The 14,680-nt window shown below is 46.7% G+C and carries 13 protein-coding genes; 3 read left to right on the forward strand and 10 right to left on the reverse strand.

All coding sequences use genetic code 11. The annotated features are described in order from the left end of the window. Positions 1–21: 21 nt before the first annotated feature. Positions 22–1,491 (forward strand): peptide MFS transporter, encoded by a 1,470-nt coding sequence (locus JFT56_RS13000; protein ID WP_198780495.1) that lies wholly within the window; start codon positions 22–24, stop codon positions 1,489–1,491. 666 nt (positions 1,492–2,157) lie between these two features. Here the strand turns inward: JFT56_RS13000 and JFT56_RS13005 are convergent. Then, a complete protein-coding gene (locus tag JFT56_RS13005) occupies positions 2,158–3,261 on the reverse strand; it encodes a response regulator (RefSeq protein WP_198780496.1) in 1,104 nt (367 codons plus the stop codon). A 121-nt stretch (positions 3,262–3,382) separates the two neighbouring features. Continuing rightward, complete coding sequence (locus tag JFT56_RS13010; RefSeq protein WP_198780497.1) at positions 3,383–4,165, reverse strand: VacJ family lipoprotein; 783 nt, start codon at positions 4,163–4,165, stop codon at positions 3,383–3,385. 222 nt (positions 4,166–4,387) lie between these two features. Between JFT56_RS13010 and JFT56_RS13015 the strand changes: the two genes are divergently transcribed. Beyond that, complete coding sequence (locus JFT56_RS13015) at positions 4,388–6,577, forward strand: flagellar hook-length control protein FliK (protein ID WP_198780498.1); 2,190 nt, start codon at positions 4,388–4,390, stop codon at positions 6,575–6,577. Between the two features lie 39 nt (positions 6,578–6,616). Further along, positions 6,617–6,925, forward strand: coding sequence for an EscU/YscU/HrcU family type III secretion system export apparatus switch protein (locus JFT56_RS13020; protein WP_198780499.1), 309 nt, complete (start codon positions 6,617–6,619; stop codon positions 6,923–6,925). 210 nt (positions 6,926–7,135) lie between these two features. On the opposite strand, the gene JFT56_RS13025 is transcribed toward JFT56_RS13020, so the two are convergent. The 8 genes from JFT56_RS13025 to JFT56_RS13060 form a co-directional block, all read right to left on the reverse strand. Further along, entirely contained in the window at positions 7,136–7,534 is a 399-nt protein-coding gene (locus tag JFT56_RS13025; RefSeq protein WP_198780500.1) for a DUF2802 domain-containing protein, read from the reverse strand. Between the two features lie 160 nt (positions 7,535–7,694). Beyond that, positions 7,695–8,189, reverse strand: coding sequence for a chemotaxis protein CheW (locus tag JFT56_RS13030; RefSeq protein ID WP_198780501.1), 495 nt, complete (start codon positions 8,187–8,189; stop codon positions 7,695–7,697). Between the two features lie 7 nt (positions 8,190–8,196). Then, positions 8,197–9,183 carry a chemotaxis protein CheW gene (locus JFT56_RS13035; RefSeq protein ID WP_198780502.1) on the reverse strand — a complete coding sequence of 329 codons (987 nt, stop codon included), beginning with the start codon at positions 9,181–9,183 and terminating at the stop codon, positions 8,197–8,199. Continuing rightward, the gene (locus JFT56_RS13040; protein ID WP_198780503.1) at positions 9,167–9,958 is read right to left on the reverse strand and encodes a ParA family protein; all 792 of its coding nucleotides are present in this window, start codon (positions 9,956–9,958) and stop codon (positions 9,167–9,169) included. Before JFT56_RS13040 ends, JFT56_RS13035 begins: the two co-directional genes overlap by 17 nt. 82 nt (positions 9,959–10,040) lie before the next feature. Further along, positions 10,041–10,544, reverse strand: a complete 504-nt coding sequence (locus JFT56_RS13045) for a membrane anchored protein in chemotaxis locus (protein WP_198783572.1) — start codon at positions 10,542–10,544, stop codon at positions 10,041–10,043. Positions 10,545–10,557: 13 nt separating this feature from the next. Further along, positions 10,558–11,685, reverse strand: coding sequence for a protein-glutamate methylesterase/protein-glutamine glutaminase (locus JFT56_RS13050; protein ID WP_198780504.1), 1,128 nt, complete (start codon positions 11,683–11,685; stop codon positions 10,558–10,560). Positions 11,686–11,705: 20 nt separating this feature from the next. After that, complete coding sequence (locus JFT56_RS13055) at positions 11,706–13,916, reverse strand: chemotaxis protein CheA (protein WP_198780505.1); 2,211 nt, start codon at positions 13,914–13,916, stop codon at positions 11,706–11,708. 15 nt (positions 13,917–13,931) lie between these two features. Next, positions 13,932–14,669, reverse strand: a complete 738-nt coding sequence (locus JFT56_RS13060; RefSeq protein WP_007649657.1) for a protein phosphatase CheZ — start codon at positions 14,667–14,669, stop codon at positions 13,932–13,934. Positions 14,670–14,680: the final 11 nt, after the last annotated feature.

The raw sequence follows: 14,680 nt of genomic DNA on the forward strand, positions 1-14,680 counted from the left end.
CGAGCTTAAGGTGGAAACTTCATGAACGTAGCAAAACCACAAGGGACAATGCTTGGGCATCCCAAAGGATTGTTCCTGCTATTTACAACAGAGCTATGGGAACGTTTTAGTTATTATGCAATGCGTGCCATTCTGGTGCTGTATTTAGTCGATAAAGTACAAAGTGAAGGCGGTCATGGCCTTGGATGGTCTGAAGCCGATGCGATTTCTTTATATGGTACTTTTACCGGTCTTGTGTATCTTACGCCGCTCTTAGGTGGTTGGTTGGCTGATACCTTTTTAGGCCAGCGCCGTGCCATTATGATTGGCGGTACCTTGATGGCCGCAGGACAATTCATTCTAGGCACACCCCATGCGTGGGTTGCTGGCATGTCGACAGAAGTATTTTATGTGGGTCTGGGTACTTTAATCCTTGGTAACGGCTTGTTTAAGCCAAATATTTCTACCATGGTTGGCGATCTTTACGAAGAAGGCGACCATCGCCGTGACGGCGCATTCACCATTTTCTACATGGGGATCAACGTTGGAGCTTTCCTTTCTGGCATTATCGTCGGTTCAGTGGTTGCTGCCTATGATGGCAATTTCCAGGCCGGCTTTATTTGTGCTGGTATTGGTATGATCCTGTCACTCATTATCCAGCTTGTATTTGCCCAGAAATTACTTGGCAATATTGGCCGAGTTCCAGCAGCAAGACTGGAGCGCGAAAAGGCGGCAGAAAAGGGTGAAGTTCGTAAAGAACCTCTGACAAAAGTAGAACGTGACCGAATCAAGGTCATTATGGTGATGGGTTTATTTACTATCATTTTCTGGGCGGGCTTTGAGCAAGCTGGCGGCCTGATGAACCTATTCACTAACAATTTTACCGATCGCATGATTGGTGACTGGGAAGTGCCAACTACTTGGTTCCAATCTTTAAACGCGATGTTTATCGTGATTTTCGCCCCAGTTGTCGCTTCTATTTGGGTTCGCTTAGGTAAGAATGAACCAAACTCCCCAGTAAAGTTTGCCTTAGGTTTAGTCTTACTGGCTGTTGGCTTCTTATTTATGATTGGTGCCGTTGTCGAAATGGGCGGCGATGCATCAGCTAAATCAAGCATGTGGTGGTTAGTCGGCGCTTATTTCTTCCATACTATGGGCGAACTTTGCTTATCACCTATCGGCCTCTCTATGGTGACCAAACTGGCTCCACTGCGCATTGCCTCGTTAATGATGGGCGCTTGGTTCCTATTCGTTGCCGCAGCTAACAAGATCGGTGGCGTTGTCGGTTCATTTATCGGCCATGGTGGCGAAGTAGAAGAACAGCTGGCTAATGCGATGGCGATTTTCTCGGGTATTGCGATTACTGCAGCTCTTTCTGGCGTCATTCTGTATTTTATGGCGGATAAGCTGGTTGATTGGATGCACGGTGCAGAGACTAAACATCACTCTGAAGCTGAAGCGTTAGAAGATGAAATTGCCGTCACTGGCGAGCACGAAGCGATTAAGAGATAAAGTAGAGCGTCGCTGCGCGACTGCTAGGTTCTAGATTCTAGATCCACATTGTGACGCCCTATTCTGCTATTTTGAATAATCTTAGATTGCGATAAAAAAACGCTGCAGAAATGCAGCGTTTTTTGTTTTGTCCTCATACCCTGTCCTTCACAATTTTTACGCCGTCATCCTCGCGAACGCACAGCTACACCCTAGATTACAGAACACTTCGTTTACGGATAACGGAACGCTGCGCTCACGGAAAAAGCAGAGCGCACTGCTCTTACGCCGTCATCCTCGATAACGACTGCATGGTCAATTTTGTTCCATACAAAATATGACATTTCAACCTTCCATGGTGGTCAGATGCAGGAGGTACGAGCCCTGGGACGGGCGAAGGTAGAATAATGCAGGAGCAATTATCGAGAATAACACAGGAGCATTTATCGATGCGGGGATCCAGCTTTTAGATGCTAGGCCCTAGAGTCTAGCTCGCTGCGCTGCTAGGAAGATCAAAAGCGTATGGATTCCCGCGTGCGCGGGAATGACAAAGTTGAAGAGGGAATACGTGCCTAGATTCTCGCGGCTGAAGGCCGTCCTAGCAGTGGCGAAGCAACGCCCTAGATTCTAGCAGCTGCGCTTTTTGCAGCGTTCTAGCAGGCCGAAGGCCGTCCTCGCTTTAGTTTTCTATAAACTTAACTGCATAAATCCGCCTGCGGGGATTGTCGGATCATAAACTAAACCTTTAAATTTATTCTCCAGCAGGTACTGTTTATGCTGCGCGTCACTGGTGGCAATACAGAGTTGTTCTTGTGGCAAGATAGTGCGGAATTGCATACTGGGTTTCCCCCAATCTAGCATCCCCAGTTGTAAGCTATCCGAAAGGGCTAAAGGACTTAGTCCTTCATCATTGCGTAAATAGCATCGCAGCCCCTTACCGGCTTGGGCAATGGCGGCGCGATACTTAGTCAATTCGATGGAGATATAGATGATATCAACTGTGATATCGAGTCCTGACTTTACCAGCCGCTCATTGAGGTAACTCAACATATTGAATGGCTCAATAATAGTTTTACTCTGGCCACTCCGGTAATTTTTAAGTTTTTGATTAACAAAACTTCTTAATAATACGCAAGCAAAGGCAGCGCGATTATCCTCAGGGTAAAGATGCGCCATATACATGATCAAGTGCTCGCTGCCCACCATAGTGGAGTCAATAAAATAGCTACTGATATCGCTATTTTTAAATAGACTGTAATCCACCTTGGCCGTTGGATAGCTGATATTGGATGCGGGGAATAGCTGTTGCTGAACTTGCTTCGCGGCTTCAACACTTTGTTCTAACAACGCTAAGTTATCGTTTAGCTCTTGGTGGGATAACGCATCAAAATCCACCCACATGGGGTCATCGTTATGGGTACGTTGTAAACCTTGCCGGATAGATTGCTCAATAATAAATAAATCGGGGACGGGCTTGACCAAGTAGTCACATGCACCAATGCGTAATGCCTCAACGACATCCGCCATCACATTATTACCCGATATAACAATAGAAGGGACTAAAGGTTCAAGCTTAACCATTTCCTTAAGCATATCGAGCCCGCCCAGTTTAGGCATACTTAAATCGGCTAAAACGATATCGAAACGCTGCTGCTTAAAAACACTCAGCCCCTGTTCACCATCACAGGCTTGTATAACTTCGGCACCTCGCCCACTGAGAAACGTGGCGACAATTTGCCGAAACACAGGATCATCCTCGACCCAAAGAATTGACACACCATTTAACGCCATAAAGATTCCCGAATAAAATTCATTGCGGCGGCAATAACTCAATCATGACATCGGAAGAATCATTCGATACGGCAAGATCTTGGCTGCTAAAAATGCTGGCAGCCAAGTACAGCGCATAGGTTTACTCAAGTTCCTGCATGTATTGATCGAGCAACTCATCATCATCTTGTTTTTGTGGAACATCACCATCATAGACTTTATAGTCCATATGCTGTATGTATGCATCTTTCACAAAGGTATAGGGATCAAGCGCATTATCGACAAGCCTTTCCTGATCAATCGCGGTTGCTCTAGCGTGAAGACTTTTTAGCCCCCATTTTACGACGGCTTGCCATACTGTTAGCTCTGATAGTGGAAAGTATAGACCATCCACCCAATCTGACGCGAGTTCTCGAACCACATAGGGACCCGCAAAAGGCGCCATAAAATACGGCCCGTTAGGTACGCCATAGTAACCTAAGACTTCGTTAAAATCGTCCTGCTTGCGTGGAAGCCCCATCATATCTGCGACATCAATGACACCTAACAGCCCGACCGTGGTATTGATCGTAAAACGGCCACCCGCATTAGCAGCCCAGCCCCACTTACCTTGCAAGGCATTGTTGACTAAGCTGCTGGGTTCTTCTAGGTTTCGAACAAAGTTATTGACCCCAGTCTTGGCTGGCATGGGGATATAGTCGTTATAGCCATGGGCAATCGGGCGGTAAATGTATCTATCCAAATACAAATAGTTGAAGTCCCACATTACACGGTTAAAACCCTCAAAGGGATCCTGTGGGTCATTGTAGGTAATTTTTACAGCCGAGGGGGTCTCTGTGGTCGTATCGGGTGCAGAAACTTCTGCCCCATAAACATTGGGCAATAGCATTAATCCTAAAAGTAACCCTATCCATCTCAACTTCATATTGCTCTCTTAATAAATGTACTGCTTCGATATCGAGTTTTCGCTAAAGTGACTATGGATAAGTGACGATATAGAGATCATTCACTTAGTGGCATACTCTAGCATGACAGAGAAATTGTCATCGTTTTCACAAAGCGCATAAGCATACTTGGCAAAATATTTTGGTCAATTGTTAATTTTTCAAAATAATGTGCCAAAGGATAAACTAGTAAAGGTCTTTACATGGAGTCAATTCCACTTATCAATACAGTCAATGCGCCGCGGGCCACTTCGGTGACACAGGTGGATGCCTCTAATGTATCCTCACGCCCAATCCCTGCAGAAGTGCTTGTTTCAGCAGATGGCGATAGTATTATTCTAAACGGTACAGAATATAATTTAAAGCTTGTAAATACGCAGCAAAGGCAAGCTTTGATCACTGCTAGCCATTTTTTAGTCGCTCAAACGGCCACAACTGCGACTCAGGCAGCAACAATACACGCCAATCAAACGGCTCAACTGCTTGCCTTAGGCACCTCCCTGACATTAAAGCTGCCCGAAGCGATAACACAGTTAGCGCAGCAAAATGGAGTAACCTTAGAGCAACTCCATGGGCTTGCGGGACGGGCCCAGGGCTACCCCCTTCCCAATGTCATTGTTATCAATAAAGAATTTCAATTTGCAAATGGGACTGTCATTCAACAGGATCCGAAGACTCAACTTAGTGCGGGGGAGTATCAAGCGAAAATAGCCCTATCCCAGGGACGGCCCATTTTAGTACTGACCCCAATACTGAGCAAACTCGAAATTCTTATTGGCGCCCCAATAAATGAAACTCAGATTCCCATAATTGATAAACAAGCTGCCAATGTTGTTATTGCTAAAACTGAGCCAGCCCAAATCATTGCGACCTTCCTTCGAAAACTGGAAGGCCTTGTCCCCCAAACAGAAGGAGCTTCCACAACTGGCGTCATAGCGAAAACGACAGCCGCAGGTGCATTAGCTTCTGGCGCTGCGGTAGCGCAATCAATAGCGACAAACCTTTCCGGGCCAAACCTAGACTCGACATCAGCCACTGCCAAGGGTAGCCTGACTCTGGGGCAAATAAGTATAGATGCTGGGCAAGCGAGCCTGGCTAAATCAACACTGGGTCAATTACCCGCGGGCACAGAACTCAAACTAACGACCCACAGTATTGATGGGAAAGCCGTGACGCCGGCCGATGCCGTATCAAACAATCCTCTTACAACTAATTCTGTTTTAGCCAAGAGCGCGGCGCCTAACTCGGTGCAGAATCCGGCTACCTCGGCATCACTTCAGGCGGGATTATTTCAAAACACTCCCCATCAAGAGATAGGAAGCCGCGCGCCCGATAAAACTCAGCTTCAGCCAATCGCTCAAGCACCTGGAGCTCACTCAACAAATCCTGCAACCTCAGCTAATTCAGCGTCAGTGCAACAACAAGTAGTGCAACAAATGGAAAATGGCCTAACTCCCAAGTTGAGTGACACAGCGGCACAACTTCCCCCATTGCAATCCTTAACTCCTTTAGAAGGACAAGTTAGCGATCAAAAGGGGAATAAGTCAGCTGAAGCGGGGATATCTGTCAATGAGGTTTTGCAAAAGGCTTTTAGTAAAGCGGGGGCTTTACCCCTTGATCAGCTCACCCTACGCAATCATCTCAATTTAGCGGCGGAGCTGCTCAAGCGTTTGCCACAATTAAGCCCGCAGCCGTTAAGTCAATTGAGCATTCCCGAGGCACTTAAAGCTGATTTGCTCGGGCTCGCTACGCTTAATCTTGCGACGCCACAGCTGAATCAAGCGGCACTGTTTATTAATGCGAGTGCCATTAGCTCATTATTCCAATTGCTACTTGGCGTTAGGGCAAATAGTACGAATAATGTTGTCAGCCAGAAGCTGGCAAATTACCTCGAACAACTGCAAGCTAAAACAGGGCTTTCGACCAATCTACTTAATCAACTCAGTAAGGCTGGCGGCCTCGAAACCATGGGGCAACTCGCCTCTAGTTTGCATCTTTACCAACAAGCGAGCAGTGAAAATAACGGTAATCTCGTGTGGTATTTTGCACTGCCCTATGGAATAAATCAGCGCCATGAGCAGCTCGAAGGGAAATTTGAGCAAGATGCGGATAAAGATAAACAACAAAAACAGAAAGGCTGGCATTTACAGCTCAAGTTTAATCTGACACAGGGGCCGTTACTTATCAGTGCTCGCTGTCATCTGCAGACGTTAGACATTCAATTTAAAGGGAATAATCAACAGCTATTAAATAGGGTTGATAACTTTCTCCTACCCTTAGGGCAAAAGCTTTCACAAATTGGATTTACCCCAGGAGAACTCTCAACTCAAATAGCCCAAGTGCCAGCGACCTTACTCCCAGGCGACCACTTTCTTGTTAAAACAAAGGCATAGTTGGGTGCATGGTTACAATAACAATCTGGACACTTTGATATGAATGAAGACAATAAAACCCGGCAGGCAGTCGCCTTAAGTTACGATGGCAAAAATGCCCCCAAAATTGTTGCGACAGGGGAAGGTCTTATCGCGGAAGAGATTATCGCCCTTGGCCAGGCATCTGGAGTATATATTCACCAAGACCCTCATCTGAGCCAGTTCCTCAGCTTGTTGGAACTGGGCGAAGAAATCCCAAAAGAACTGTATTTGCTTATCGCCGAGCTCATCGCCTTCGTCTATATGCTTGATGGTAAATTTCCAGAGCAGTGGAACAATATGCATCAAAAGATTGTGGAAGAAGCTTAGGAGGGAAAAGCGGAGCGGGTTCTAGGTAAACGGAACGTTCGCAAGCTCACTCACAGAACGCTGCGCTTCTAGGATCTAGATTCTAGTGCGAGCTTGCGAGCATCCTAGAGCCACGAAGTGGCGTTCTGTAACGGCAAAGCGGCGTGCTCAGAATTTAGAACTGCACTTTTTGCTGCTTCTAGAGGCCGAAAGCCGCCCTAGAATGACTATTTACTTACGGTGCAAGCGGATCAATAACTCAGCTTCTGCCTTAGGTAACTCGCACTCTTTAATCAACTCATCGACCCCTGCCCCCAGGGCCACCATTTTCATCGCCCGAGTATAGAGTTTCGCCTGAGGATCCTGCTGCGATGATTCTTCAATTCGCTCAGACTGTTGCTGTAACCGCTTCTCAAGTTCAATCACGCGTCGGCCAACGCCTATGGTGCCGCTGCGTAATTCCTGTAATTCCCGTTTAAAAGATTCACGCTGGCGGTCCCCTTCTTTGACTAAGACGGTTAACGCCTCGGCTTTATTGCGTAATTTACTCAACTGTTTCTGCAAATAGAGAACTAATCCTAAGCACGCAATAACATAGACTAACGCTGCGATTATAAATTCATCGCCCATCAAAAATCCTTATGCATCTCTATGATTGTCAAGATCCATCATGGAAAAGTGGTTCTCAACCGTGTGGGTAGAATGCAAAACAAATCCCACTTTTCCATAGGTACACCGCAAATACTGAAAATATTGGTACTTGCAGTGTGGCACAGCGCCAACCAACACTTTATATCTGTGTTAGCTCGGCCCATTCTTCATCGGACAATAACTTATCGAGGTCAACTAAGATCAGCAGCTCATTATCGCGATTACTCACACCTTGAATAAACTTCGCACTTTCTTCAGTACCAACGTTTGGTGCGTTATCAATTTCAGAGCGGCGTAAGTAAACCACTTCTGCAACACTATCGACTAAAATGCCGATAACTTGCTTTTCCGCTTCAATAATCACGATACGGGTCGAATCATCGACCTCGGCTGACTGCAGTCCAAAACGTGAACGTGTGTCGATAACCGTCACGACGTTACCGCGTAAGTTAATGATACCCAAAACATAATGCGGAGCCCCAGGTACAGGAGCGATTTCGGTATAGCGCAGAACTTCCTGCACTTGCATCACATTTATACCGTAGGTTTCATTGTCTAGCTTAAAGGTAACCCATTGTAATACCGCATCATCTTTACTTGCAGCTACGGCTGCGACATTTCTTGTATCTTTCATGTTTACCTCAACCAATTGAGTCCTGACAGCCTAAACCCGCATCAAGCATTTCAACTAAGGCTTGTACGTGCAAAATGCCACACATTTGTTCTTTTACCACACCAGCTAACCAAGGTCGTTTACCCGCTTTGCTGCGCCAGTTTACTTGCGATTTATTAATTTTTACAGCATTGACTAAGGACTCACAAGTTAATCCCCAGTTACTGCCTTCTAACAATACAAGATATTGATAATTTACCGATTGCGCCAGTGTATCCGTGTATTTTTCTGGCATAACCCAAGCGCAGGTATCGACAATATTTAGCTGCTCTTCCCTGTGGGTTTGCACTCCTAAAAACCAGGATGGACGACCAATAATATGATTGATCCGCTCCACTTTCACTATGCCACCCAGACTCACCAGCGGCACGGCTAAGGTGAGGCCAGCCACTTTAAAGAATAGTACTTGAAACTCATCATCGAGCACTTCCTGTAAATCTTTTGTAATACTGGGCGGTGCGATACCCACTTGAGTTTCTGGCGCCGTTATCGTATCGGCAATAGGAGGCTGATGCTGCGCAGCTGTCGATGCCAATGGAATGGCATCTTGCGCTAAATGAGCCGAACTCACCTCCGGCGAAGCAACTTCTGGCACCTCAACCATTGGAGGTTCACTAAGAGGGTTGCTCTTAAATACCGGTGCAAGTAATTTCTCTAAGGCTTCTTTATTTACCTGAGGCGATGGTTCACTTAACGGCATGCTAAAGTGATGCTCTTTACTCTTAGCAACTTGCACCTCGGCCGCAATAGCCACGCTCGGCAAAGGCTTGCTGCGGCCATGCTCAGCTAAGATGGCCTTATCGAGTAACTCAGCCTCGTTGTCTTTAACACTCTCAAGTGAATGAGGTTTCTCAGCGTGAGAAATAGCAGGGGAAACAATAGCAGGAGAGCCATCATCTTCATGTAGCAATAATTCAAAAAAATCAAAAACAGTCTCATCAACCGATTTTGACATGGCCAAACTCCCCAGCTAATAAAAAATCTAACAATCTTTCGTAGGCTTTTACACCACGGCTACCACTTGCATAATGCGAAGCGGGTAAATGTGCCAAACTGGCATCTCTAAACTTAGTATCAACAGGGATCACATCCCGCCAAAGGCTATCACCATATTGTTCACTGAGTACTTGCAGCGCCGCGGGAGACGCTTTAGTTCGCTTGTCGTACATGGTTGGCACAACAGTGTAGCTGTACCTCGTTTTTTTAGAGCGCCCCATAATCTCCATGGTTTTAACCATGCGTTCTAACCCTTTAATGGCTAAAAACTCGGTTTGGACGGGAATGACAATATGCTGACTCGCCGCCAAAGCATTCACCATCAACACCCCTAAAACGGGCGGGCAATCGACTATCGCCACATCGTATTCATCGGCGACCAGCGCAAGCAGATTACGAAGCACCAACCCCATCCCCTCTTGATGCCCTAGGGCACGGTCTAAGGTCGCTAATGCCATAGTCGCAGGCAGAAGATCGAGTCCATCGACTAAGGTGGGAACAACATGGGATAGAACAAGCTCTTTGGTTAAATCGCGATGGGCAAGAAAAACATCGAAGAGTGAACCAGGAACTTCTTCAGAATCAATCCCTAAGTAATAACCAAGCGAGGCATGGGGGTCGGTGTCAATCATCAGCACACGCTTACCCCGCTTAGTGAGCACGCCCGCTAAGCTGGCAACCGAGGTGGTTTTACCCACACCGCCTTTTTGATTCGCTATCGTCCATACTTTCAAGAAGTGAGCCCTTAGTTAATCGAGTTATTCGAATTATTCGTCATTAACATCATCACCATTGACGCTGCCAGCATAGGATTAGCTAGTCGCCTTCCCGCGTTGTCACTCTTATACCACCATTAGGCAAGCTGATAATTTTTACACCATCAGCATTCTCCGAGATAATCACAGGTACTGTACCAGTGCTGTTAGTCGTATTAGATTGCTCGGGCATAAGCGGTGTCTGGGTTTGATTTTGCTCAGACGACTTATCCATTGTTGGCAACTTATCTAGCGATTTATCCAATAATGGAGGAATATTATCTTCAGGTGCTGTTAACGTCTCAGGACCTAAGGTGACCGCTTTTTGCTCCCCCGGAGAAGCCAGTTTTAACATGGCTTTTGTTTGATCCGGATGGGAAGCAAGCCAAGTCGCAATCGCCTCGGCTTGTTCATCTGGTACCATGAGCAGCACCTGCGTCGACTCTAAGCGCTTGACTTCATCACGTAGCAGGCTGATTTTTCTATGATAATCAAGGCTCAACGCCCCAAGGCAAACAATAGCAATCCCCATCAGTACCATAATGAGCACAACATTAGTGCTCACGGGAGTCGTGACCTTAGCCACGCGTTGACTCTTTTAAAATGGATTCCGCCATATTGTCTAATGAAATAGACTGGGTCGCGATCCCAGCACTGGCAACCGCCTGCGGCATACCATAAACCACACAACTTGCTTCATCCTGTGCCCAAATCGTCGCCCCCGCAGATTTAAGCATACGCGCGCCTTCCCGCCCATCGGCGCCCATACCCGTTAAAACAACGGCCAGCACATCACCACCATAAGCCTTTGAAGCTGATGCAAACGTGATATCGACACAGGGTTTGTAATTCATTTCAGCACTGCCAGCGAGCACTTTAATGCGCCCACTCGAACCCGAGCGCTCTATCATCATCTGCATCCCACCGGGTGCAAGATATGCACAACCTGGGCGCAATAAATCGCCATTAACCGCTTCTTTGACTTCGATTTTACACAAACCATTTAAGCGATTAGCGAATGCTGGCGTAAATGCAGCGGGCATATGCTGAATAAGTAAAATAGGATGTGGGTAATTAGCCGGAAACTGGGTCAGAATTTTTTGCAGCGCGACAGGTCCACCGGTCGATGTCCCAATCAACAATAACTTATATTGTTTTCCACTGGCACGAATCGAAGATGTCGTTGGTGTGCGCACTGGCGCAGGTGTTGCCTGAGTGTGTGCGAGGGACGATGAACCCAGTCCCGTGCTCACACTCGGGCGTGGCGCTGGAGTGGTAATCGCTGGGCGCGCTATCGGACGAAATATTCTGCGGCGGCCTAGGGCTTTAACCCTTTGCTGAAGCAAAAGAATGGCATCGTCTTTATTGGTCGCAATATCTTCAAAGCGCTTAGGTAAAAAATCCAATGCTCCCGCATCAAGCGCATCTAAAGTTGCTTTAGCGCCGTCATGGGTTAATGAAGAAAACATTAAAATGGGAGCAGGACACTTTGCCATAATTTCGCGGACGGCGGTAATACCGTCCATCACTGGCATTTCAATATCCATGGTAATGACTTGAGGATTAAGCTCAGCAGCCAACTTTACCGCTTCGGCCCCATTTGAGGCCGTTGCGATAACTTCCAGTTCAGGATCTTGATTGACTATTTCACTAACACGTCGTCTGAAAAAACTTGAGTCATCAACGACTAATACTTTAATGGCCATTCCATTCCTTAGCTTGGAAACTAACTTTTATTTTTTGCATAGTGCTTTAATAGCCCTGGCACATCTAAAATCAGTGCAATACCGCCATCGGAGGTGATTGTCGCACCAGCCATACCAGGCGTGCCATGTAACATAGCGCCAAGTGGCTTAATCACGACCTCTTCTTGGCCAATTAACGCATCAACCACAAAACCAATTTGCATCATGCCTAACTGCACAATAACCACATGACCATGCTTCTTATCGCCATGCTTGAAGGTTGTTTTATTACGATGCAACCAGTGCTCTAAATAGAATAATGGCACGGCTTTATTACGTACTATGACGGTAAGCTGACCATCGACAATATTGGTTTTAGTGAGATCGAGGTGGAAAATTTCATTCACGCTTGAGAGTGGCAAAGCAAACACTTGTTTAGCCACATCGACCATCAAGGTTGGCATAATCGCCAACGTTAAGGGGACCTTAATTTCGAGTATGGTGCCCTTGCCCTTCATCGAATCGATATGCACAGTGCCATTGAGTTGGGTAATGCGGGTTTTAACCACATCCATACCCACACCGCGGCCAGAAATATCCGAAATCTCAACCTTAGTAGAAAAACCGGGGGCAAAAATCAGATTATAAGCTTCGCTATCCGTCATCCGCGAAGCGGCATCTTCATCGAGCACCCCACGCTTAATGGCAATTTGCTTGAGCTTTTCAGGATCCATACCTGCGCCATCGTCTTCGATTTTCAGCAGTATATGGTCGCCCTCTTGGCTGGCGGATAAGGTAATAGTGCCGGTTCTTGGTTTGCCATTGGCCTCACGGTCATCGGGCATTTCAATACCATGATCGACCGAGTTACGCACTAAGTGGACCAAAGGGTCCGCAAGCGCTTCTACCAAGTTTTTATCGAGATCGGTTTCTTCACCGACCATGACTAAATCAATTTCTTTATTGAGTGTACGTGCTAAGTCTCTAACAACCCTAGGGAAACGACCGAAGACTTTCTTAATCGGTTGCATCCGAGTCTTCATCACCGCACCTTGTAAATCTGCGGTAACTAAATCTAAGTTAGCTAATGCTTTAGACATTTCTTCGTCATCACGACTCACGCCTAAACTCACCAACCGATTACGAACCAATACTAACTCACCCACCATGTTCATGATTTGATCGAGTCTTGCAGTATCAACCCGTACGGTTGTTTCACCTTGTGGCACGTTTGCAGAAGCTGCCGCTTTCGCGGGGGCTTTCTCAGCAACAACGATTTCGGTCTTAGGTTTTGCCACCGCGATGGGTGCCGGTGCGACCTTAGGTGCTGGTGTCGGAGCCTTTGGCGTGGGTGTCACTGGGCTAGTTTCAGCCTTTATGGCCACTTTAGCTGGCGCGCCACCTTTACCATGCAACTCATCGAGTAAACGCTCAAACTCATCATCGGTAATTTCATCCGCATCGACTGGTGCAGAAGACGGCGTCACTGGGACTGTCGCGGCTTTAGGTTTGGCGGGCGCCTCGACTTCCACTTTGAATTTGCCAGAGCCATGCAGTTCATCTAATAGCGCTTCAAATTCATCGTCGGTAATATCATCGCTGGCGGGCGCTGAACTCACAGGTGTTGCGGGTTTAGCTTTTGCAGGAGCCTCAACAACATTCGCAGAAGCAGGACCTTTACCTGAGCCATGTAAGGCATCGAGTAAGGCTTCAAATTCCGCTTCGTCAATTTCATCTATGCTTGAATCGCCATTTTTTGTCACTTCTACGGGCATTTCGTCAGCAACGATAGCTACTTGGGCTTCAACTATAGGTTCTGGTTCTGGTTCAGCCGCAACTTGACCTAACTCAGAGGGCAGTGGCGCCCCTGAACTGAGCATTTTGAGCTTAGCTAATAAGGCTGGATCGGCAGGATCTTGCTGCTCGCCCTGCTGGGTTTGGGCAAACATGGTATTGATGGCATCCACTGCCTGCAAAATAATATCCATCAGCTCGGCATTGACGCTTCTTTTCCCTGTCCGTAACAGGTCAAACGTGTTCTCCGCTTCATGGCAAACATCGACCATAGGGGTCAAACTGAGAAAGCCTGCGCCGCCTTTAACGGTATGAAATCCCCTGAAAATGGCATTCAGCAAGTCAGTATCATCAGGATTATTTTCAAGGGCAACAAGTTGCTCCTGCAGCAGTTCTAAAATCTCGCCTGCTTCGATTAAAAAGTCCTGGAGTATCTCTTCATCTACATCAAAGGCCATCAAATTGACTCCCAGTTAGAAACCCAGACTCGATAGAAGATCGTCCACTTCGTCTTGACCCGTTACCACATCTTGACGAAGCTCAGCATTCATTATCGGGCCTTCTGCTTCAATATTATTTTTCTGAGTAATCTGACTCTCAATTACCGGCTGCTCACCAAATACCGTCAGCATAGACACCAGATTACTTTCAACTTCCATCACCAGATCGATCACGCGGCGGATCATTTGCCCCGTGAGATCCTGAAAATCCTGCGCCATCAGTATTTGATTAAGTAACTCACGTAGCCGATTCGAGTCCTGTTCACTACGCGACATCAAATGCTGCACATCGTGGCAAAGCACTTTAAAATCCGCTAATGCGATATCCCGGCGCATTAACCTTTCCCAAGATGGCATAACCCTTTCAATATTAGCGGTTAATGCATTGGCCAATGGCAAGCATTCTTCGACCGCATCCATGGTTTTATTTGCCGCTTGCTCCGTCATATCGATGACGTAACTTAATCGTTGTTTGGCGTCCGGTATTGCAGTATTGGCTAGTTCCACTAATCGATTATCGACTTGGAAGTCCATTAACGCACTGTGAAGTTGTCGGGTTAGTTTACCGACTTCATCAAAGAGTTCTCTCTGTAGCGGAGCTGCGAGTTCCCGAAATAAATCATCAGCCTGAGATTGCTCACCCGCACTTAATAATTCAACTAAATGCCGAGCTTGCTCGAGCGTGATGAGCCCTGATGTATATGACTTCATAGCTCATCCTT

Origin of the sequence: Shewanella putrefaciens (genome assembly GCF_016406305.1) — a bacterium.
In the GTDB taxonomy this organism is placed as follows: domain Bacteria; phylum Pseudomonadota; class Gammaproteobacteria; order Enterobacterales; family Shewanellaceae; genus Shewanella; species Shewanella putrefaciens_C.